Origin of the sequence: Rathayibacter sp. AY1F4 (assembly GCF_002931775.1) — a bacterium.
In the GTDB taxonomy this organism is placed as follows: domain Bacteria; phylum Actinomycetota; class Actinomycetes; order Actinomycetales; family Microbacteriaceae; genus Rathayibacter.
Map to the genome: position 1 here is coordinate 1 of NZ_PSVE01000008.1, position 18064 is coordinate 18064.

Genomic DNA, 18064 nt, shown 5'->3' on the forward strand with positions numbered 1-18064 from the left:
CCAGCACCGCGAGCGCCGCGACCACGACGAGGACGCGCCAGGCCCACGCACCGGCGATGCGCATCCCGTCGCCGATTCGGCCTTCGTGAGCGACGGGATGCGCATCGCCGGTGCGTGGGCCTGGCGCGTCCTCGTCGTGGTCGCGGCGCTCGCGGTGCTGGTGCTGCTCGTCATCGAGCTGCGGCTGATCGTCATCCCGCTCCTGCTCGCGATCGTGATCGCCGCCCTGCTCGTGCCGTTCTCGAGCTTCCTCCAGCGCCACCGCTGGCCCAAGTGGGCGGCCGTCGTCCTGGCGGAGCTGGGGATCGTCGTGGTGATCGGCGGGCTCCTCTTCCTCGTCGTCACCCAGGTCTACTCCGGCTTCGACGACCTCAGCCGGCAGACCGTGCAGTCCTACGACGACTTCAAGGCCTTCCTCCTCGAGTCGCCGCTCCACCTCACCGAGACCGACATCAACCAGTACGCGCAGCAGGCGCTCACGGCCCTGCAGCAGGACTCGGGGATGCTGGTCAGCGGCGCGCTCAGCGTCGGCTCGACCGTCGGCCACCTGCTGACGGGCGTGCTGCTCACCCTCTTCTCGACGCTGTTCATCCTCATCGACGGACCGAACATCTGGAGCTGGGTCGTCCGCCTCTTCCCGCGCCGAGCCCGCGGAGCCGTCGACGGCGCCGGTCGCGCAGGCTGGGTGACGCTGACCAACTTCGTGAAGGTGCAGATCCTGGTCGCCTTCGTCGACGCGGTCGGCATCGGCCTCGGCTCCTTCCTCCTCGGCGTCCCGCTGGCCATCCCGATCGGCGTGCTCGTCTTCCTCGGCTCCTTCGTGCCGGTCATCGGCGCCGTGGTGACGGGGGCGCTGGCCGTCTTCATCGCGCTGGTCTACAACGGGCCGCTGATCGCGCTCTTCCTGCTGATCGTCGTCCTCGCGGTGCAGCAGCTCGAGGGCCACATCCTCCAGCCGCTGATCATGGGGTCGGCGGTCAAGGTCCACCCGCTGGCCGTGGTGCTCGCGGTGGCCGGAGGCTCGATCATCGGCGGCATCGCCGGCGCCTTCTTCGCGGTGCCCGTCGTGGCCACGCTCAACGTCATGGTCAAGTACATCGCGAGCGGAGCCTGGCGCTCGCCGACCCGAACCCCCGAGAGAGTTGCCGCAGAGCATGCAGACTAGCCGCGTCGTCGGACCCGCCCTCCACGAGTTCGAGGCGGCCCGCGCCGTCCTCGCCCCCGTCATCGCCGCCACCCCCATGGAGACGAGCACCTTCCTCGCGCAGGTCCTCGGCTCGCCCGTGTTCCTCAAGTGCGAGAACCTCCAGCGCACCGGCTCCTACAAGATCCGCGGAGCGGTGTTCCGGATGTCGCGGCTCACCCCGGAGGAGCGGGCCCGCGGAGTCGTGGCGGCCTCGGCCGGCAACCACGCGCAGGGCGTCGCCTACGCGGCGCGGGAGCTGGGGATCAAGGCCACGATCTTCATGCCGATCGGCGTCGCGCTGCCCAAGCTCGCGGCCACCCGCGACTACGGCGCGGACGTGGTGCTGAGCGGGCACATCTTCAACGAGGCGCTCGCGGCGGCGGCGGAGTTCGCCGAGCGCACGGGCGCGGTCTTCGTTCCTCCCTACGACCACCCCGACGTGATCACCGGCCAGGGCACGGTCGGCCTCGAGATCCTCGAGCAGGCCCCCGCCGTCGAGACCATCGTGGTGCCCATCGGCGGAGGCGGCCTCATCGCCGGGGTCGCCTCGGCGGCCAAGCAGAAGGCGGCCGAGGAGGGGCGCACTCTCCGCGTCATCGGCGTGCAGGCGGCCAACGCGGCACCGTACCCGCTCTCGCTCGCGAGCGGCGAGCCGACCGCGATCACGATCTCTCCGACGATCGCCGACGGCATCGCCGTGGCGAAGCCGGGGCAGCTGAACTTCGCGATCGTCCGCGAGATGGTGGACGAGGTCGTCACCGTCGAGGACGACGACATCGCCCGGGCTCTGCTGGTGCTGCTGGAGCGGGCGAAGCTCGTGGTGGAGCCCGCGGGCGCGGTGGGCATCGCGGCGATCCTGACGGGGAAGATCCGCGACGCCGGAGCGACCGCGGTCATCCTGTCGGGCGGCAACATCGATCCGCTGATGATGGAGCGGGTGATCAGCCGGGGCCTGGCCGCGTCGGAGCGCTACCTCAAGATGAGCATCGGGCTGCCGGATCGTCCGGGGCAGCTGTCGCGCATCGCGGAGCTCATCTCGGAGGCGAACGCGAACGTGGTCGAGGTTCTGCACACCCGGCACGGCCGGGGCCTGCAGATCAGCGAGGTCGAGATCGAGATCAGCGTCGAGACCCGCGGCCCCGAGCACGCCGACCGCGTCATCCAGGTCCTCACCGACGCCGGCTACGCCCCCCGCATCTCGCGCAACTGACCGCTTATGGGCGCCGCGTCCGCGATCCCGTCGCGACTCCGGCGCCCACGGTCCGGGGAAGGCGGTTCGTCCGTCGCGGCGTTCCCGGTACAGCGGGGAAGAAGCCGATCACGGTGATCTCGCGTCCTCTGCCCTCGCCGCGAAGCCGGCGCCCCCCGTCCGAAGAGGGGTGAAGGCGCGTCGCGGTGTTCTCCGCCAAGCGGAGGAGAAAGCCGGTTCCGGCGCTCTCGCGTCCTCCGCCGTCGCCGCGAAGCCGGCGCCCCGCTCCCGTCTGGAGAGGGCTGATCGTGCGTCGCGGCGTTCTCCGCAAGGCGGAGGAGGAAGCCGGTACCAGCGTTATCGCGCCCTACGCTGTCGCCGCGAAGCCGGCGCCCCCCGTCTGGAGAGGGCTGATCGTGCGTCGCTGCGTTCTCCGCAAGGCGGAGGAGGAAGCCGGTACCGGCGTTATCGCGCCCTACGCTGTCGCCGCGAAGCCGGCGCCCCCTGTCTGGAGAGGGCTGATCGTGCGTCGCGGCGTTCTCCGCAAGGCGGAGGAGGAAGCGATACCGGCGGTATCGCGCCCGACGACAACGCCGCGGAGAGCGCCGCGACGTGCGATCAGTGGCCGGACCAGGTCTCGACGTTGGCGACGCGGACCTCGATCTCCCGCCCGTTGGGTGCCGTGAAGCGGGCGGTGTCGCCGACGTTCAGGCCCATGATCGCCGATCCGAGGGGGCTCTGGGGGCTGTAGACGTCGAGGTCGCTCTCGCCCGCCATCTCGCGGTTGCCGAGGAGGAAGCGGGACTCGTCGCCGGCGATCTCGGCGGTGATGATGGTGCCGGCCTCGACGACTCCGTGGCTCTCGGGGGGCGTGCCGATCTCGGCTTCGCGGAGGAGGGAGGTCAGCTGGCGGATGCGGGCCTCGATCTTGCCCTGCTCGTCCTTCGCGGCGTGGTAGCCGCCGTTCTCCTTCAGGTCGCCCTCCTCGCGGGCGACCTCGATGCGCTTGGCGATCTCCTCGCGTCCGTTGGTGGACAGCTCGGTGAGCTCCGCCTCGAGGCGGTCGTACGACTCCTGGGTCATCCAGGTCACCTGTGACTGGTCGGCCATGGTGGGCTCCTGCTCTGCGGGCCGCGCTCGCGGCGCCCGGCAGCACCGTGCGGAGGTGTCCGCGTCCGGCGGTGGGGACGGCCGGCGTCAGGCGGCGGTGGGAATGGCGAGGCCCCGACGAGTCCGTCAGGGCTTCGGGCAAGCCTACGGGAGCCAGCAGGAGGAGATCAAACCTGTGTTCGCGAGCTCGGTGGTGCGGACCGTCTCCGTGTAGGAGCGGAAGCGCTCCGTCGAGGCGGGGTACTCCACGACCAGCCAGCCGACCACGGCGGACTGCTCGTTGAGGGCCTGGACCGCGCAGGCGACCTCGCGGCCGACGGGCGCGGTGAGGTCGAAGGAGACGGTGACGGTGCGGTCGTCCACGACCTGGTGCGCGGTGTCCTGGACGTCCACCCCGCCGCGTGCTCCGTCGAGTCCGGCCCAGACGACCCAGGCGGCGAAGACGGCGACGAAGGCGAGCGCGACGCCGCCGAAGAGCCAGCGGTTCCCGCGGCGGGTGCGCGTCGTGCGGCCGTAGCGGGTGGCGAGGGGTCCAGCGGCGCGGACGGCGTCCGGATCGAGTGCGGGCGCGGCGGCTCCCTCGACGCTCTCGGACGTGCGGGCGGCCACGGAACTCCCTGGGTGATGCGTCTACTCTGGACGGGTGGCGCGCGTCCTTCGCGGACGGGAGCGCCGATCCCATTAAACCCCGAGGAATCGAGCGATCGTGTCCCAGGCCGTCGAGGTCTCCGTCGATTCGGAGGTGCGGGACACCCCGCGCCTCCTCGCCGTGCACGCCCACCCTGACGACGAGTCGAGCAAGGGCGCGGCGACGCTGGCCGCCTACGCCTCGCGGGGCGCCGAGGTCATGGTGGTCTCCTGCACCGGAGGCGAGGCCGGCTCCGTGCTGAACGAGGGCCTCGAGGCCCGCGCGCACGCCGAGCGCGACATCGGCGGCCTCCGCCGGTACGAGATGGCGGCCGCTCGCGAGGCGCTCGGCGTCGAGCACGCCTGGCTCGGCTTCGTCGACTCCGGCATGCCCGAGGACGGGAAGGTCGACGCCGCCTCGTTCGCGGGCCTGCCGCTCGCCACGGCCGCCGCTCCGCTCGTGCGCCTGGTCCGCCGGTTCCGGCCGCACGTGATCATCAGCTACGACGAGAACGGCGGCTACCCGCACCCCGACCACATCCGCGCCCACCAGGTCGCCGTCGAGGCGTACCGCGCGGCGGGCCTCGCCGAGGAGTACCGGGACACGGGCGCTCCGTGGTCGATCTCGAAGCTGTACTACGACCGTGTCTTCAGCGGCCAGAAGCTGCGGGCGATCGCCGAGCACCTGCGCTCGATCGACCCGGAGGACCCGCGCCTGTCGGTCTTCGAGGAGATGAAGCGCTGGAACGAGGACACCCCGTACCTCGCGACCACGCGGGTCGTGATCTCCGGCTTCCACCATCGGCGCGATGCGGCCCTGCTCGCCCACGCCAGCCAGGTCGCTCCGGACAACGCCTTCTTCTTCCTCCCGCACGAGGCGATCGACGCCGCCTGGCCGACCGACGACTTCCAGCTCGTCGAGAGCCGGATCGACGCGCCGACGCCCGAGACGGATCTCTTCGCCGGTCTCGACCTGGCCGAGCTCGCCCCGGGCCCGACCGCGGTCGTCCCGCCGATCGCGCCCGACCCCGAGCCCTCGGGGGACGCCCCGGTGTCCCCGGAGCCCGACGGCTCCGGCGTCGTCGTCGCCGACGAGGTGCGCGCGTGATCGCCGCGCTGCTCGAGGGCGCCCAGCGCGCCGTCGTCCTCGCCTCCACGACGGTGCCGACCCCCGGCCCCGAGTTCAACGAGGACACGGTCACGCCGGGCCTCTTCGGCTTCATCACGATGCTCGTGATCGCTCTGGCCGCCGTCCTCCTCGCGCTCGACATGGTCCGGCGCGTGCGGCGCACCACCTACACCGCCCAGGTGAAGGAGCGGCTCGACGCCGAGGAGGCGGAGCGCAACGAGGGCTGAGCCCGGCCCGCAGCGGTGGGCCCGGGCCCCGCTAGGCGTTGTAGGCGGGGTGGAGCGAGACGATCAGCGCCGCCGTCCAGTGGCAGAGGAACGCCACGGCCGTGAGCGCGTGGAAGATCTCGTGGAAGCCGAAGACGCCCGGGACCGGGTTGGGCTTCTTGATCCCGTAGATCACGGCTCCGGCGGAGTAGCAGAGCCCGCCGACGAGGACGAGCACCATCATCGTCGCGCTGGCCTCGAAGAGCGGTCCGAGGTACATCACGGCCGCCCAGCCCAGCAGCAGGTAGAGCGGCACGTAGAGCCAGCGCGGCGCCCCGATCCAGAAGACGCGGAAGCCGATCCCGAGCAGCGCCCCCGCCCAGACCAGGACCAGCAGGAGCGTGCCCTGCGCGGGCGGCAGGGCGAGCACGGCCAGCGGCGTGTAGGTGCCGGCGATCAGCAGGAAGATGTTGGCGTGGTCGATCCGCTTGAGGATCATCTTCGTCCGCGGCTTCCAGTCGAAGCGGTGGTACAGAGCGGAGTTCCCGAAGAGCAGGAGCGACGTGGTCGCGAACACCGCGGCCGCCCACTTCGCCGCGGTCCCCTCCGCGACCACGATCAGCACCACTCCGGCGACGATCGCGAGCGGGAAGAGGCCGGCGTGGATCCAGCCGCGCCAGGTCGGCCGGACCTCCGCCGAGGAGTCGTGCTCGATCGCGTCCTCGACGAGGGGGAGGGCGGGCAGGTCCGGGCCGTCCGCTCCGACGGCGTCTCTGCCGCGGACAGTGCGGGCGCGGGGATCGGACGGGGGAGGCGTCGGCCGCTGGCTCATGCCGGACAGACTACGACGCCGTCCCGGGCCGACGCCGAGCGCCGCCGGGCTTCGAGGAGCGCCCCGGGTCGACTACCGTGTCACTGTGCCGAAGCCGAGACTGCCTGTGGGAAGGGACCTCCTCTACGGCGTCTACAAGAAGCGCCTCCGCTCGAGCCTTCCCCCCGACTCCCTGCCGAACCACGTCGCGATGATCATCGACGGCAACCGGCGCTGGGCGCGGCAGCGGGCCCTCGAGACCGCAGCGCACGGCCACCGGGCCGGAGCCGCCAAGGTGCACGAGTTCCTGCAGTGGTGCGACGAGCTCGGCGTGCGCCACGTCACCCTCTACCTGCTCTCGCAGGACAACCTCGTCGGCCGCGACAGCAGCGAGCTGACCGAGCTGATCGCGATCATCGCCGACCTCGCCGAGGAGGTCTCCCAGCAGCCCGACTGGCGCGTGCAGCACGTCGGCTCCGACGAGGGCCTCCCGCCCTCGCTCGTGGCCGCGCTCGACACGGCGGAGGCGCGCACCGCCTCCCACACGGGCCTGCACGTCAACCTCGCGGTCGGCTACGGCGGGCGGCACGAGATCGCCCAGGCCGTGCGGAGCATCCTGGAGGAGCACGGCAAGCGCGGCTCCTCCATCGAGGACGTCGCGGGCCTGCTGACCCCGGAGCTCATCGGCGAGCACCTGTACACCAGCGGGCAGCCCGACCCCGATCTGGTCATCCGCACCTCGGGGGAGCAGCGCCTCTCCGACTTCATGCTCTGGCAGAGCGCGCACAGCGAGTTCTACTTCATGGAGGCGCTCGGCCCCGACATCCGCGAGGTCGACTTCCTCCGCGCGCTCCGCGACTACGCCGGACGGCACCGCCGCTTCGGCAGCTGACCTCGCGGCTCCTGCCGCACCACCGACCGGAAGGGCCGGCATGAGCACGAACGAGGTCACCTCCACCGCGACCGAGGACTACCTCGCCGGCTTCGGCGAGGAGACCGGGTACCTCGACTTCGGCCGGGTGGGCCCGCTCTCGGCGACCGTCGCCGCCGAGCAGGAGGCGGCCGTCGAGCTGCTGGTGCGCGCGCGCAGCGGCACCCTCGACGAGCTGTTCCGGCAGGACGAGCGCGTCCGGGAGGCGGCGGCGGCGCTCGTGCGCGTCCCCGCCGACCGCGTCGTCTTCCAGCCCAACACCTCGACCGGCCTCCTGCACGCGCTGTTCGGCGCCTCGGGCGCGGTGCTGCTGTCGGCCGCGGAGTTCCCGAGCCTGCCGTTCGCGACGGTGCGCTCGGCGCAGGCTCTCGGCTCGGTGGAGCCCCGCTGGCTGCGGACCGAGCAGGGACGGGTGACGCCGGAGGCGGTCCGCGAGCAGCTCACGGACGACGTGACGACCGTCGCGGTGAGCCTGGTCGACTCCCGGACGGGCTACCTCGCGGACGTCGCGGCGATCCGGGACGTGATCGGCGACCGGATGCTCGTCCTCGACGCGATCCAGGGCTTCGGCGTCGTCGACGCGCCCTACGAGCTGGCGGACGTGGTCGTCACCGGCGGCCAGAAGTGGCTCCGCGCCGGCTGGGGGACGGGCTTCCTCGCGCTCAGCGAGCGGGCGCTGTCGCGGCTGACCCCGGTGCTCTCCGGCTGGACGGGATCGGAGCAGGCGGAGCCGTGGGACGAGGTGGCTCCGCCGCGCGGCGACGCCCGCGCCTTCAGCATCAGCAACCCGGACCCGATCGCCCAGGCCCGGCTCGCGTCGGCGCTGGAGGAGGTCGCCGCGGTCGGGCAGTCGACGATCGCCGCGCTCGTGGCGGAGCGGGTCAGCGCGATCGTCGACCTCGCGGACGAGTTCGGACTGGCGGTCGTGGGCTCCCGCGGCGAGCACGAGCGCGCCGGCATCGTGGTCGTCGAGCCGGAGCCGGAGGAGCTGGCCCCGCTGGCGGCCTCCCTCGCCGCGCACGGCGTCACCGCGCGCCTGCGTCCGAGCACCGTCCGCTTCAGCGCGCACGCCGGCACCACCGACGCGACCCTCGCGCTGCTCCGCGCCGCCCTGATCTCGTCGGCCACGAGCATCGACTACTAGGCCGGATTCCGCGCGTTCACACACTGGTTACACATTCGTAGCGGTGAGAAGCACACGGATGTCATTCGCCGGGTTAGGTTCGAGTCATCAGGTACAGCGCCTGGTCGAGACGGCCACAGAAGTACGGCTCGACATCGCGCAGACGCCGAAGGGACACTGCGCGGTGCACGACACGCACCGATGAGACCGGCTCGAGGACATGAGCCGGGGGCTCCGGCCCCCGGAGTGTGGAGAGTCGTCGTGACAGTTCCCCAGGGCATGGATCCGCAGACCGGGACGCAGGGCGGCGTCCACCGCCGTGTCCAGCACGGCTCCTCGGATCCGGCCGATCAGCTCCTCCGCACCTATGTCCTGGACACCTCGGTGCTGCTGTCGGATCCGTCCTCGATGTTCCGGTTCGCGGAGCACGCCGTCGTACTGCCGATCGTCGTCATCAGCGAGCTCGAGGGCAAGCGCAACGATCCCGAGATCGGCTACTTCGCCCGGCAGGCCCTGCGCCGCCTCGACGAGCTGCGCGTGCAGCACGAGCGCCTCGACTTCCCCATCGCCGTCGGCCGCGGCGGCACGCTCCGCGTCGAGCTCAACCACTCGAACATGTCGGTGCTGCCGAGCGGGCTCCAGATGGGCGACAACGACGCGAGGATCCTCGCCGTTGCGCTCAACCTGCAGAGCGAGGGCGCCGCGGTCACCGTCGTGTCCAAGGACATGCCGATGCGCGTGAAGGCCGCCTCCATCGGCCTCGCCGCGGAGGAGTACCTGGCCGAGCAGGCCCCCGAGTCCGGCTGGACCGGCATGGACGACGTGACGCTCAGCGGCGACGCGATGAGCGAGCTCTACGACCGCGAGCGGCTCTTCACGGACGTCGTGGCCGACATCCCGGTCAACACCGGACTCGTCGTCCACTCCGACCGCGGCTCCGCTCTCGCGAGGGTCACCGGCAAGCGGCAGATCACGCTGGTCCGTGGCGACAAGGACGTGTTCGGCCTGCACGGGCGGTCGGCGGAGCAGCGGCTCGCGATCGACCTGCTGCTCGACCCGGAGGTCGGCATCGTCTCGCTCGGCGGCCGGGCCGGCACCGGCAAGTCGGCGCTGGCGCTCTGCGCGGGCCTGGAGGCGGTGCTGGAGAAGCGCCAGCACAAGAAGATCATGGTCTTCCGGCCGCTCTACGCGGTGGGCGGCCAGGACCTCGGCTTCCTGCCCGGCGACGCGGCCGAGAAGATGAACCCCTGGGCGCAGGCGGTCTTCGACACGCTCGGGGCGCTCGTGTCGCAGAACGTGCTCGACGAGGTGATCGAGCGCGGGATGCTCGAGGTGCTGCCGCTCACGCACATCCGCGGGCGCTCGCTGCACGACGCGTTCGTGATCGTCGACGAGGCGCAGTCGCTGGAGCGGAACGTCCTGCTCACGGTGCTCTCGCGGGTCGGGCAGAACTCCCGGGTGGTGCTGACCCACGACGTGGCGCAGCGCGACAACCTCCGGGTCGGCCGGCACGACGGGGTCGCCTCCGTGATCGAGACGCTGAAGGGCCACCCGCTGTTCGCGCACGTCACGCTGACCCGCTCGGAGCGCTCGGCGATCGCCGCTCTGGTCACCGAGATGCTGGAGTCGAACGAGCTCGCCTGACGGGCTCGCCGTGCGTCCGGCCCGTGGGATCCGAGGATCCCCGGGCCGGGCGCGTCCCTGCAGGGCGCCGGGGCGTAGCGTGGACGGGTGAGCATCCTCGACGATGCGCTCCTGGAGCGCTTCCGCACCCGCGCGGCCGACTACGACGAGCGCAACGCGTTCTGCGCGGACGACCTGGAGGAGCTGCGCTCGATCGGGTACCTGGCGCTGCTCGTCCCCGAGGAGCTCGGCGGTGCCGGCCTCGGCCTGGAGCAGGCGGCCGCCGAGCAGACGCGCCTCGCGACGGCCGCGCCCGCGACCGCGCTCGCCGTCAACATGCACCTGGTCTGGACCGGGATTGCGCGACTCCTGCTCGAGCGGGGCGACGACTCCCTCCGCTCGGTTCTCGTCGACGCCGCGGCGGGTCACGTCTTCGCCTTCGGCAACAGCGAGGCGGGCAACGACCTCGTGCTCTCGGACTCGCTGACGCGGGCGGAGCCGCTCGGGGACGGCGCCTACCGCTTCACCGGCACGAAGGTCTTCACCTCCCTCGCGCCCGCCTGGACGCGGCTCGGCGTGTTCGGCCGCGACGACAGCGGGTCGGAGCCGCGGCTCGTGCACGGCTTCGTGCACCGTGAGAGCCCGGAGTCTCCGGTCGCCGGGCTCGAGGTCCGCGACGACTGGGACACGCTCGGCATGCGGGCGACCCAGAGCCGCACGACGGTGCTCGACGGCGTCGTCGTCCCGGCCGAGCGGATGATCCGCTCGCTGCCCGTCGGACCGACCGCCGACCCCTTCGTCTTCGCCGTCTTCGCGGCCTTCGAGCTGCTGATCTCCTCGGTCTACCTCGGTGTCGCGCAGCGCGCGCTCGAGCTCGCCGTCGCCTCCGTCCGCCGACGGACCTCCCTTCGGGCGGGAGGGCGGCCACTGGCGGAGGACCCCGAGGTGCGGCACCGGGTGGCTGAGACCGGGATGCTGCTCGACGGGCTCGAGGCGCCCCTGCGCTCGGCGGCGGCCGACGTGGACGCGCTCGTCGACCGGGGCGCGCGCTGGTTCCCCTCGCTGGTGGGGGTGAAGATCCGCACCACGGAAGGAGCGCTCCGCGTGGTCGAGAGCGCCGTCCGGATCGCGGGCGGGTCGGCGTACCAGCGCAGGTCGGAGCTCGGCCGCCTCTACCGCGACGTGCTCGCCGGGCAGTTCCACCCCTCCGACGACGCGTCGGCTCACGGCGCCTGGGCGTCGCTCCTGCTGGGACCGCTGCCACCGCGCGACTGAGGCCGGGGAGGGACCCGCCGCCGCCCGAGCACGCCGGCGGGCCGCCCTGTGGAGAACTCCGACGCCCCGAGGGCGGTGCCCCCTAGTCTCGGCGGATGCTCCGCGGATCTCTGCTCGACCGGGCCGCCCTGCTCCTCGGCGCCCTGGTGCTCCTCCTGATCGGTGCCCCGCACCTCGGTCGGGCGCCCGGCCTCGTCCCGGTGGCGCTCGCGAGCGTGCCGCTGGTGCTGGCGGACGTGCGCGGGCACCGGCTCCCGAACGCGGTCACGCTCCCGCTGCTGGCGGTCGGAGCCGTCCTCGCGCCCACGGCGGGCATGCTTCTCGCCGTCCTCGCGACGGTGCTGTGCCTGGGCGTGCTGCATGCGGCGGGCGGGCTGGGCCTCGGCGACCTGAAGCTCCAGGCGGCCCTCGCACCGCCGCTCGCGGCTCTCGGACCCGAGCAGGTCGTCGCCGCGCCCGCTGTCGGCTTCGCGGTGGCAGGGCTGTGGGTGCTCGTGCTGCGCGTCCGCGGACGGGTCGCGTTCGGACCGTTCCTGCTCGCGGGGTTCTGGCTGGTGCTCTGACGGCCCGCCTCCGCGCCGAGCGCAGGGACGGGCCGTCGGAGGGCCGGGCTCAGCCGGGGCGGGTCATCGACATGACGTCGAGAGCGCTGTCGAGCTGCTCCTCCGTCACCTCGCCGCGCTCGACGAAGCCGAGGTCCACGACCGACTCGCGGACGGTGATCCCCTTGGCGACCGAGTTCTTCGCGACCTTGGCGGCGGCCTCGTAGCCGATCACCTTGTTGAGCGGGGTGACGATCGAGGGGGAGGACTCGGCGAGGGCGCGGGCGTGCTCGACGTCGGCCTCGAGGCCGTCGACGGTCTTGTCGGCGAGCAGCACGGCGGAGTTCGCGAGCAGGCGGATCGACTCCAGCAGCGCCGTCCCCATGACGGGGATCGCGACGTTGAGCTCGAAGGCACCGGAGGCGCCTGCCCAGGCGATGGTGGCGTCGTTGCCGATCACGCGCGCGCAGACCATGAGGACGGCCTCCGGGATCACCGGGTTCACCTTGCCGGGCATGATCGAGGATCCGGGCTGGAGGTCGGGGATCCGCAGCTCTCCGAGGCCGGTGTTGGGGCCGGAGCCCATCCAGCGGAGGTCGTTGTTGATCTTGGTCAGGCTCACCGCGAGCACGCGCAGCGCTCCGGAGGCCTCGACCAGCGAGTCCCGCGCGCCCTGGGCCTCGAAGTGGTTGCGGGCCTCGGTGACGGGCAGGCCCGTCTCCTCCGCGAGGCGCGCGATGACCTTCTGCGGGAAGCCGGCGGGGGTGTTGATCCCGGTGCCGACCGCGGTGCCGCCGAGCGGGACCTCGGCGACGCGGGGGAGCGCCGACTGCACGCGCTCGATGCCGAGGCGGATCTGCGCGGCGTAGCCGCCGAACTCCTGGCCGAGCGTGACCGGGGTGGCGTCCATCAGGTGGGTGCGGCCGGCCTTGACGACCTCGGCCCACTGCTCCGCCTTGACCTCGAGCGACTCGGCGAGCTGCTCGAGCGAGGGGATCAGCGACTCGATCAGCGCGCCGGTGACGGCGACGTGGACCGAGGTGGGGAACACGTCGTTGGAGGACTGCGAGGCGTTGACGTGGTCGTTCGGGTGCACGGTGCGGCCGAGGGCCGTGGTCGCCAGCGAGCCCAGCACCTCGTTCATGTTCATGTTCGAGGACGTGCCCGAGCCGGTCTGGTAGACGTCGATCGGGAAGTGCGCGTCGTAGCCGCCCCCGACGACGAGGTCGGCCGCGTCGGCGATCGCCGTGGCGATGTCGGCGTCGAGCACGCCCAGCTCGGCGTTGGCCAGCGCTGCCGCCTTCTTGATGCGGGCGAGGGCCGCGATCTGGGCCGGCTCGAGGCCCGCACCGGAGATCGGGAAGTTCTCGACCGCCCGCTGGGTCTGCGCGGCGTAGAGGGCGTCGCGGGGGACCCGCACCTCGCCCATCGTGTCGTGCTCGATGCGGAAGTCGCCGGAGTCGTCGGTCGGGGAGTGGTCCACCACGCTGTGTTCGTCCTTGTCTGATCGGTTGGTGCTGTGCTGTCCGGAGCCGCTCACGCGGGATCCGATCCCACCGCGCTCGGAGCGGCGGCGGAGGAGGCCGAGCCGGAGTCGCGCTCCAGCTCGGAGACGTAGGGGCTGAGCTCGGGCGGATCGATGCCGAGCACGACATCGGACATCACGGTGCCGTCTGAGAGCCGGTAGTTGGCGCCCACGAGGGCGAGCCGCCCGGTCGCGACAGCGTCGGCGATCAGCGGGGAGCGCTGGAGCAGCTCGGCGACCGTGTCGCGCAGGTGCTCGCGGCCGACGGCCAGCGCGTCGGTCGCCGACGGGTCGACGAGGACGCGGCCGTCCGGCTGGGCGCCCACGAGGCGGCGCACCGCGGGGATGATCGGCTCGATCAGGTGCTCGATGTGCGGGGGGAGCCGCTCGGCGCCGGGCGCCTGCGACTGGATCGCCGCCCGGACCGCTCCGCACTCGTCGTGGCCGAGCACGAGCAGCACCTTCACGCCGAGGACGGCGACGCCGTACTCCAGCGAGCCGATGATGGAGTCGGCGATCACCTGGCCGGCGTTGCGGACGACGAAGAGGTCGCCGAGCCCCAGGTCGAAGATGATCTCGGCCGCGAGGCGGGAGTCGCTGCAGCCGAAGAGCGCGGCGAGCGGGGCCTGCGCGGCGGCGAGCTCGGCGCGGCGCTCGACGTCCTGGCGGGGGTGGCGGGGCTCGCCGGCGACGAAGCGCTGGTTGCCGCGGAGCATCTCCTTCCAGACCCACGCCGGCGGGCGGGATTCGCGGGGGACGGTGCTGCTGGTTCCGAGGCTCATCGGGACTCCTCCTGGCCGATCTGCGGGGTGATGGCGTCCACGACCCGGCGGATCTCGTCCGTCGGGGCCGTGCCGTAGACGAGGTAGGTGCTGGAGCCCTCCGTCGTCTCGAGTGCGTAGGGCGTGTTGCCGGTGTCGTCGCCGGAGTCGCGGTGGTCGTAGACGGTCCAGTCGCGGCCGTCGATCGTCTCGACGCCGGTCGCCGCCCGGCGGTCGAGCTGCGTCGCGACCCAGGCCGCGTCCGCGTCGAGCCCCTGGCTCAGGCCGATGTAGCCCGCCTTCGGGGTGATCAGGCCGACGTACCAGTAGTCGGTGCCGTTCTCGCGGCGGAGCTCGGCCGCGTTGGCCTTCCAGTCCTCGGGCAGGGAGGGCACGGCGAGCGTCTGCTCCTCGCCCAGCTGGACCTGCGCGGCGACGCGGGGGACATCGACCGAGGAGAGCTCCACGGTGTCGCCGCGGGGGACGAGCAGGACGATGAGCGCCACGGCGCCGACGGTCGCGAGCAGCGAGAAGACGAGGTTGTTGACCGTCTTGCGCTGACGGTAGAGCCGGGAGTTCTCGGCCTTGCGTGCCGCTGTCTCGGCGGCCGTCTCCGGGCGCCCGAGCTCGGCGACGACCCGCGCGGACTTCGCGCGGCTCATCCGGCGGCCGCCCCTCCGGAGCGGGCCGCGTCCAGCCGGGCGCGTGCTCCGATCAGCCACTCCTCGCAGCGGGCGGCGAGGGCCTCGCCGCGCTCCCACAGGGCGAGCGAGCGCTCGAGGGTGGAGCTGCCCTGCTCGAGCTCGGACACGACGCGGACGAGCTCGTCGCGCGCCTGCTCGTAGGAGAATCCCGAGACGTCGGAGTCGGTCGCCGGGGCGTCGGGGGAGTCGGGCATGGGTCTGATCCTATCGATCGGGGCTGAGGGGGACGGGTGGCGCGGCGGGCTCAGGACCGGCCGGCGGGATCGCCGGTGGGCCCCTCGGAGCGGGCGCCGACGGCCCCCTCCGCGAGCGTGAGGACGAGTGCGCCGCCGGCCGGCGCGTCACCGGGCGCCCGGACGACGTGCCCGGCCGCGTTCTGGACGATCGCGTAGCCGCGGTCGAGGGTGTGCTGGGGGGAGAGGGCGCGCAGGTGGCCGTGCAGGCGCTCGACCTCGAGGTGCGCGCGCTCGAGGCGGCGGTCCACCAGCTCGGCGCCGCGCGCGACCCAGCGGGTCAGCTCCTCGGCGTGCCGGTCGACCAGCACGTGCGGCTGGGCGAGCACCGGCCGCGAGCGCAGCTGCGAGAGCCGGTCGATCTCGTGCGAGACGAGCCCGCTCACGCGGCCGGTCATCCGCAGCCGGGCCTGCTGCACGCGCAGCAGCTCGTCGGAGACGTCGGGCACGACCCTCTTCGCGGCGTCGGTGGGAGTGGAGGCGCGCAGGTCGGCGACGTCGTCGAGCAGCGGGCGGTCGGCCTCGTGGCCGATCGCGCTGACGACCGGAGTGGAGCAGGCGGCGACGGCGCGCACGAGCGCCTCGTCGCTGAAGCCGAGCAGGTTCTGGAAGTCGCCGCCTCCGCGGGCGATCACGATCACGTCGATGCTGTCGTCGGCCTCGAGGGTCCGCAGGGCCGAGAGCACCTCCGGGACCGTCCGGTCGCCCTGCACGGCCGAGTGGATCACCCGGAAGCGCACGGCCGGCCAGCGCAGCTGCGCGTTCCGCAGCACGTCCTTCTCGGCGTCCGAGTCCTTGCCGGTGATGAGGCCCACGCCGTGCGGGAGGAACGGCAGCGGCTTCTTGCGGGAGGCGTCGAACAGCCCCTCCGACGCGAGCTGCCGGCGGAGCCGCTCGAGCTTCTCGAGCAGATCGCCCAGGCCGACGTGGCGCATCTCGAAGACCTGCATCGAGAGCGTGCCGCCCTTGACCCAGTAGTTGGGCTTCACCAGCGCGATGACCCGATCGCCCTGCTTGAGGTCGGCCGGGAGGCGGCTCCGCACCGACGACCAGACGGTGAAGCCGACCGTCGCGTCTCCGGACAGGTCCTTCAGCTTCCCGTAGACGTTGCCGCCGGACGCGCCCCACTGGGTGATCTCGCCCTCGACCCACGCGGTGCCGAGGCGCTCGATCCAGCCCTTGATCTTGCTGGCGAGCAGGCCGACCGGCCAGGGTGCGTCGGCGGTGGGTGGGGCGTCGGTCATCGCTGCCTCTGCTCGGAGGGACGGGGGGAACGGGAGTGCCCTCCCGCGACGACAACGGTACGGGACGGGTCCGACACCGGGACGGCCCGGGCACAGGATGCACCACGTAGAATCAGGGGGTGAGCCAAGTCCCGATCAGCCTGCCCATGCCGCGCATGCCCCGCGCCACAGGGCGTCTGCGCGACGTCCCCGTCGAGGGCCGCAAGCGCGTCCTCCTCGCCGCGCCCCGCGGCTACTGCGCCGGAGTCGACCGCGCGGTCGTCGCCGTCGAGAAGGCCATCGAGCACTACGGTGCCCCGGTCTACGTGCGCAAGCAGATCGTGCACAACGTGCACGTCGTCTCCACGCTCGAGAGCCAGGGCGCGATCTTCGTCGACGAGGTCGACGAGGTGCCCGAGGGATCGCACATCGTCTTCAGCGCGCACGGCGTCTCACCGGCCGTCGTCCAGGGCGCGGCCGACCGCGGTCTCCAGGCGATCGACGCGACCTGCCCCCTGGTGACGAAGGTGCACCGCGAGGCCGTCCGCTTCGCGCGCGACGACTTCGAGATCCTCCTCATCGGCCACGAGGGCCACGAGGAGGTCGAGGGCACCGCGGGCGAGGCCCCCGATCACGTCACCCTCGTCGGCAGCCCCGACGACGTGCCGAACATCGTCGTGAAGGACCCGGACAAGGTCGTCTGGCTCTCGCAGACGACGCTCTCGGTCGACGAGACGATGGAGACGGTGCGCCGCCTCCGCGAGCGCTTCCCCAACCTGCAGGACCCGCCGAGCGACGACATCTGCTACGCCACGCAGAACCGCCAGGTCGCGATCAAGAAGGTCGCCGCGGGCGCCGAGCTGGTCATCGTCGTCGGCTCCGCGAACTCCTCCAACTCCGTGCGCCTCGTCGAGGTCGCCCTCGAGTACGGCGCGAAGGCCGCCTACCGGGTCGATTACGCGAGCGAGATCAAGCAGGAGTGGCTCGAGGGCATCCGCACCGTCGGCGTCACCAGCGGCGCCTCGGTGCCCGAGGTGCTCGTCCAGGAGGTCCTCGACGACCTCGCCGCCGCCGGGTACGGCGACGTCGAGGAGGTCAAGACCGCGGAGGAGGACCTGATGTTCTCGCTCCCCAAGGAGCTGCGCAAGGACGTCGCCGGCAAGCGCGACGCCCGCGGCGTCGGTGGACGCATCAGCGCGGGAGCGGGCGCCTAGAGCGTTCCGACCCGCACACGGAAGAGGCCGCCCTCCCTCGGGAGCGGCGGCCTCTTCCGTGTCCGGTCGGACGGGGATCGACGCTAGACGTCGGTGCCGGCGCCGCCCTGCGAGCCCGACATGCGCGTGACGTACTCCGCGAACGTCGGGTCGCCCAGGATGGCGATCGCCGCGACGATCAGGGAGAGCAGCACGGTCGCCGCGATCCCGAGGATCGGGACGAGCACGGCGCGCTTGCCGGCGCGGAGCCGCCGGATCGAGATCCACACCGCGAAGGCGACGATCAGCGACTGCGCGAGCGCCACCACGACGCCGAGGATCCGCGCGAGCTCCGGAGACGCGTAGGTGCCGATGCCCTGGGAGCGGTAGAGCTCCTGGAGGGTCGTCGCGAAGCTCGAGGGGTCGAGCAGCGTCGGCACGGCGAAGAACACGCCGAGCGCGAGCAGCACGATCGTGAGCAGGCGGTCGACGGGATGCGCGACCGGCTTCGCGGCCGGAGCGGTCGCGGGCCTCGGATCGGTCTCCGACCCCCGCGGGTCGGGGACGACCACGGCGTCCTCCGGCGGCTGCCACGACCAGCCGGGCGGCGCGTACTCGCCGTACTGCGGCTCCGGACGCCTGTCGCCCGGCTGATCGTGTGCGTTCGTCACGG

At 72.5% G+C, this 18064-nt stretch carries 19 protein-coding genes; 10 read left to right on the forward strand and 9 right to left on the reverse strand.

The window, feature by feature from the left end:
- Positions 1-1165: AI-2E family transporter (locus C5C59_RS06520; protein WP_258062625.1), on the forward strand; the 1165-nt coding region annotated here is incomplete at its 5' end.
- Entirely contained in the window at positions 1155-2396 is a 1242-nt protein-coding gene (gene ilvA, locus C5C59_RS06525; protein WP_104224429.1) for a threonine ammonia-lyase, read from the forward strand. The genes C5C59_RS06520 and ilvA, both read left to right, overlap by 11 nt.
- A gap of 597 nt (positions 2397-2993) precedes the next feature.
- Here the strand turns inward: ilvA and greA are convergent.
- Positions 2994-3485, reverse strand: a complete 492-nt coding sequence (gene greA, locus C5C59_RS06530; RefSeq protein ID WP_104225519.1) for a transcription elongation factor GreA — start codon at positions 3483-3485, stop codon at positions 2994-2996.
- A 144-nt stretch (positions 3486-3629) separates the two neighbouring features.
- Positions 3630-4094: a DUF4307 domain-containing protein gene (locus tag C5C59_RS06535; protein ID WP_104224427.1), complete on the reverse strand. Its 465-nt coding sequence runs from the start codon at positions 4092-4094 to the stop codon at positions 3630-3632.
- A gap of 97 nt (positions 4095-4191) precedes the next feature.
- On the opposite strand from C5C59_RS06535, the gene mca reads away from it, so the two are divergent.
- On the forward strand, positions 4192-5220 hold the full coding sequence (gene mca, locus C5C59_RS06540; RefSeq protein ID WP_258062626.1) for a mycothiol conjugate amidase Mca: 1029 nt from the start codon (positions 4192-4194) through the stop codon (positions 5218-5220).
- Positions 5217-5468 (forward strand): hypothetical protein, encoded by a 252-nt coding sequence (locus C5C59_RS06545; RefSeq protein ID WP_104237520.1) that lies wholly within the window; start codon positions 5217-5219, stop codon positions 5466-5468. The genes mca and C5C59_RS06545 overlap by 4 nt, the downstream gene beginning before the upstream one ends.
- A gap of 31 nt (positions 5469-5499) precedes the next feature.
- Here the strand turns inward: C5C59_RS06545 and C5C59_RS06550 are convergent, their stop codons facing one another.
- A complete protein-coding gene (locus C5C59_RS06550; RefSeq protein WP_104237521.1) occupies positions 5500-6279 on the reverse strand; it encodes a hemolysin III family protein in 780 nt (259 codons plus the stop codon).
- 106 nt (positions 6280-6385) lie between these two features.
- Here C5C59_RS06550 and C5C59_RS06555 point away from each other — a divergent pair, with 106 nt between their 5' ends.
- The 5 genes from C5C59_RS06555 to C5C59_RS06575 all read left to right on the forward strand — a co-directional run bounded on the left by C5C59_RS06555 (position 6386) and on the right by C5C59_RS06575 (position 11773).
- Positions 6386-7150: an isoprenyl transferase gene (locus C5C59_RS06555; RefSeq protein WP_279630826.1), complete on the forward strand. Its 765-nt coding sequence runs from the start codon at positions 6386-6388 to the stop codon at positions 7148-7150.
- A 40-nt stretch (positions 7151-7190) separates the two neighbouring features.
- Positions 7191-8333, forward strand: a complete 1143-nt coding sequence (locus tag C5C59_RS06560) for an aminotransferase class V-fold PLP-dependent enzyme (protein WP_104237522.1) — start codon at positions 7191-7193, stop codon at positions 8331-8333.
- A 258-nt stretch (positions 8334-8591) separates the two neighbouring features.
- Positions 8592-9956, forward strand: coding sequence for a PhoH family protein (locus tag C5C59_RS06565; protein WP_104237523.1), 1365 nt, complete (start codon positions 8592-8594; stop codon positions 9954-9956).
- Positions 9957-10043: 87 nt separating this feature from the next.
- Positions 10044-11210, forward strand: coding sequence for an acyl-CoA dehydrogenase family protein (locus C5C59_RS06570; RefSeq protein WP_104237524.1), 1167 nt, complete (start codon positions 10044-10046; stop codon positions 11208-11210).
- Between the two features lie 95 nt (positions 11211-11305).
- Entirely contained in the window at positions 11306-11773 is a 468-nt protein-coding gene (locus C5C59_RS06575; RefSeq protein WP_104237525.1) for a prepilin peptidase, read from the forward strand.
- A gap of 49 nt (positions 11774-11822) precedes the next feature.
- Here C5C59_RS06575 and C5C59_RS06580 read toward each other — a convergent pair whose 3' ends face one another.
- From C5C59_RS06580 to xseA, 5 genes are read right to left on the reverse strand one after another with little or no spacing between them, the layout of a single operon-like run.
- Complete coding sequence (locus tag C5C59_RS06580; protein ID WP_104237526.1) at positions 11823-13238, reverse strand: aspartate ammonia-lyase; 1416 nt, start codon at positions 13236-13238, stop codon at positions 11823-11825.
- Between the two features lie 50 nt (positions 13239-13288).
- Positions 13289-14059 (reverse strand): carbonic anhydrase, encoded by a 771-nt coding sequence (locus C5C59_RS06585; RefSeq protein ID WP_208543312.1) that lies wholly within the window; start codon positions 14057-14059, stop codon positions 13289-13291.
- Positions 14056-14700, reverse strand: a complete 645-nt coding sequence (locus tag C5C59_RS06590) for a DUF4245 domain-containing protein (RefSeq protein WP_104237527.1) — start codon at positions 14698-14700, stop codon at positions 14056-14058. The genes C5C59_RS06585 and C5C59_RS06590 overlap by 4 nt, the downstream gene beginning before the upstream one ends.
- Positions 14697-14936 carry an exodeoxyribonuclease VII small subunit gene (locus C5C59_RS06595; protein ID WP_104224418.1) on the reverse strand — a complete coding sequence of 80 codons (240 nt, stop codon included), beginning with the start codon at positions 14934-14936 and terminating at the stop codon, positions 14697-14699. The genes C5C59_RS06590 and C5C59_RS06595 overlap by 4 nt, the downstream gene beginning before the upstream one ends.
- Positions 14937-14986: 50 nt before the next feature.
- Positions 14987-16219, reverse strand: a complete 1233-nt coding sequence (gene xseA, locus C5C59_RS06600) for an exodeoxyribonuclease VII large subunit (protein ID WP_104237528.1) — start codon at positions 16217-16219, stop codon at positions 14987-14989.
- Between the two features lie 146 nt (positions 16220-16365).
- Between xseA and C5C59_RS06605 the strand changes: the two genes are divergently transcribed.
- Positions 16366-17412, forward strand: coding sequence for a 4-hydroxy-3-methylbut-2-enyl diphosphate reductase (locus C5C59_RS06605; RefSeq protein ID WP_104225527.1), 1047 nt, complete (start codon positions 16366-16368; stop codon positions 17410-17412).
- An 83-nt stretch (positions 17413-17495) separates the two neighbouring features.
- On the opposite strand, the gene C5C59_RS06610 is transcribed toward C5C59_RS06605, so the two are convergent.
- Positions 17496-18062, reverse strand: a complete 567-nt coding sequence (locus tag C5C59_RS06610) for a DUF6264 family protein (RefSeq protein WP_104224415.1) — start codon at positions 18060-18062, stop codon at positions 17496-17498.
- Positions 18063-18064: the final 2 nt, after the last annotated feature.